The organism is Pseudoxanthobacter sp. (assembly GCF_036822375.1).
GTDB lineage: Bacteria > Pseudomonadota > Alphaproteobacteria > Rhizobiales > Segnochrobactraceae > Pseudoxanthobacter.
Genome location: NZ_DAISHT010000341.1, coordinates 1 through 2,482 on the forward strand (window position 1 = coordinate 1; position 2,482 = coordinate 2,482).

Below are 2,482 nucleotides of genomic sequence, written 5' to 3' on the forward strand. Positions count from 1 at the left end.
TGATGTCCGGGAGAAACGGGCGTGATTTACGATCTGGAACTCATCAAGGTCGGCAAGGTCTACGATAACGGCACCACCGCCGTGGCCGATTTCGACCTGATGGTGCGCAAAGGCGAGTTCATCGCCTTTCTCGGCCCCTCGGGCTGCGGCAAGACCACGACGCTGCGCATGATTGCGGGCTTTGAATCGATCTCGCGCGGCGACATGATGATCCGCGGCGTGCGCGTCAACGACACGCCGCCGGAGCGTCGCCCGACGGCGATGATCTTCCAGAACTACGCGCTGTTCCCCCACATGACGGTGCGCCGCAATGTCGGCTATGGCCTTGAAGTGAAGGGCATGGCGAAGCGCGAGCGCGACGAGAAGGTGGCGCGGATGCTGGCCACCCTCGACCTTGAGGATATTGCCGACAAGCGGCCGGACCGGCTTTCCGGCGGCCAGCGCCAGCGCATCGCGCTGGCCCGCGGTCTTGTGACCGAGCCCGACATTCTGCTGCTCGACGAGCCGCTGGGCGCGCTCGATGCCAACCTGCGCAAGGCGATCCAGAACGAACTGAAGCTGCTGCAGCGCAATCTCGGCGTCACCTTCGTGTTCGTCACCCACGCCCAGTCGGAGGCGCTGGCGCTCTCCGACCGCATCGTGGTGATGAACAAGGGGCGGGTGGAGCAGATCAGCCCGCCGCATCAGCTCTATACCCGGCCGAACACACCGTTCGTCGCCAACTTCATCGGCCGCAACACCATCGTCGACGGCGTGGTGCGGGCGGTGAACGGCGAGGTGGCTTCCGTCGAAACCGCGCTCGGCCTGCTGAGCGGGGCGCTCAACGGCACACTCGCCCCCGGCGCCAACGCCCGGGTGGTGATCCCGGCCGAGGCGATCGAGGTGGTGGCCGACGGGCCCGGGCAGGCGGCGGCCGTCGGCGCCCGCAGCGATGGCAACGTGGTGACCGCAACGGTGCAGCGCTCCGATGTCGTCGGCCACATTTCCCATCTGTCGGTCACGCTGCCGGGCGGCCGGCCGCTGGCGCTGGAAGCCCACGTCGACAAATACCCCCCCGGGGCGTTCCTGCCCCGGAACCCGGTGCTGCTTGCCTGGCAGGCGGCCGAGGCGACCGTCATTCCGGCCGCCTGAGGCGACCGGTCGTTTTTCCCCCTCTCAAGTCCCAACCGGAGGTCCAGATCATGGCCAAGGAAATCCTCTGCGGCTTCGGCATCGACGTCGATGCGGTTGCCGGATGGCTCGGCTCCTACGGCGGCGAGGATTCGCCCGACGATATCTCCCGCGGCCTGTTCGCCGGCGAGGTCGGCAGTCCGCGCCTGCTGAAGCTGTTCGAGCGCCTCGGCATCAAGACGACGTGGTTCGTGCCCGGTCACTCGATCGAGACGTTCCCCGAGCAGATGAAGGCCGTGGCGGATGCCGGCCACGAGATCGGCATTCACGGCTACAGCCACGAAAACCCGATCGCCATGACGCGCGAGCAGGAAACCGCCGTGCTCGACAAGAGCATCGATCTGGTGACGCAGCTCTCCGGCCGCCGTCCCACCGGCTATGTGGCGCCGTGGTGGGAGTTCTCGCCGGTCACCAACGAGCTGCTGCTTGAGCGCGGCATCAAGTACGACCACTCGCTGATGCATCACGACCATCTGCCCTACCGCGTGCGCGTGGGCGACAGCTGGACCAAGATCGACTATTCGGCCGAGCCGAAGGACTGGATGGTGCCGCTGAAGCGCGGCCACGAGACCGATCTGATCGAGATTCCGGCGTCGTGGTATCTCGACGACCTGCCGCCGATGATGTTCATCAAGAAGTCGCCCAACAGCCACGGCTTCGTGAACCCGCGCGATATCGAAGAGATGTGGCGCGATCAGTTCGACTGGGTTTACCGCGAGTACGATTATGCGGTGTTCCCGATGACCATTCATCCGGACGTTTCCGGCCGGCCGCATGTGCTGATGATGCTGGAGCGCCTTTATAACCACATGAGCAGCCACCCCGGCGTGCGCTTCGTCACGCTGGACGAGATGGCCGACGACTTCGCCCGGCGTTTCCCCCGCCAGAAGTGATGTCGGCGGTCCGGCCGCGGCGGTCCCCCCCCTGCCGCCGCGGCCGGACGAGTTTTCGCAGAGCGGTCCGGAGCGGTGCCATGTGTTCTCTTTGCGGTGTTCTCGGCGGCAGCGAGCACTGGACGGATGCGGCGGCGCGTCCGGGTGTGTTCACCACCAGCCACACCGGCCCGCAGCGGCGCCGGGCGCGGGCCGAGCGCGTGCGCCTTGCCAACACCGTGCTGGCACCGTTTGCGCTGACGCTTTCCGACTGGCAGGGCACGTCGTTCGTGCTTGCCACCCGCACCGGCAAGAGCGAGATCGTGGAAGACCTCGCCCACCTCTGGCAGGCGGCCGAGCGGCTGACCGGCCGGCCGTGCGATCCGCTCGACGAGGCCGTTCTGGCCCGGCTGGAGCGGCAGCCGCGGGGGCAGCCATGA

Annotated in this window: 3 protein-coding genes; all 3 read left to right on the forward strand. The window is 67.0% G+C overall.

What is annotated here, in order from left to right; genetic code table 11:
* The first annotated feature begins 21 nt into the window (after nucleotides 1-21).
* A complete protein-coding gene (locus tag V7067_RS17385; RefSeq protein WP_334177144.1) occupies nucleotides 22-1,131 on the forward strand; it encodes an ABC transporter ATP-binding protein in 1,110 nt (369 codons plus the stop codon).
* Nucleotides 1,132-1,181: 50 nt separating this feature from the next.
* Nucleotides 1,182-2,063, forward strand: coding sequence for a polysaccharide deacetylase (locus V7067_RS17390; RefSeq protein ID WP_334177145.1), 882 nt, complete (start codon nucleotides 1,182-1,184; stop codon nucleotides 2,061-2,063).
* A gap of 80 nt (nucleotides 2,064-2,143) precedes the next feature.
* A complete protein-coding gene (locus V7067_RS17395; RefSeq protein WP_334177146.1) occupies nucleotides 2,144-2,482 on the forward strand; it encodes a hypothetical protein in 339 nt (112 codons plus the stop codon).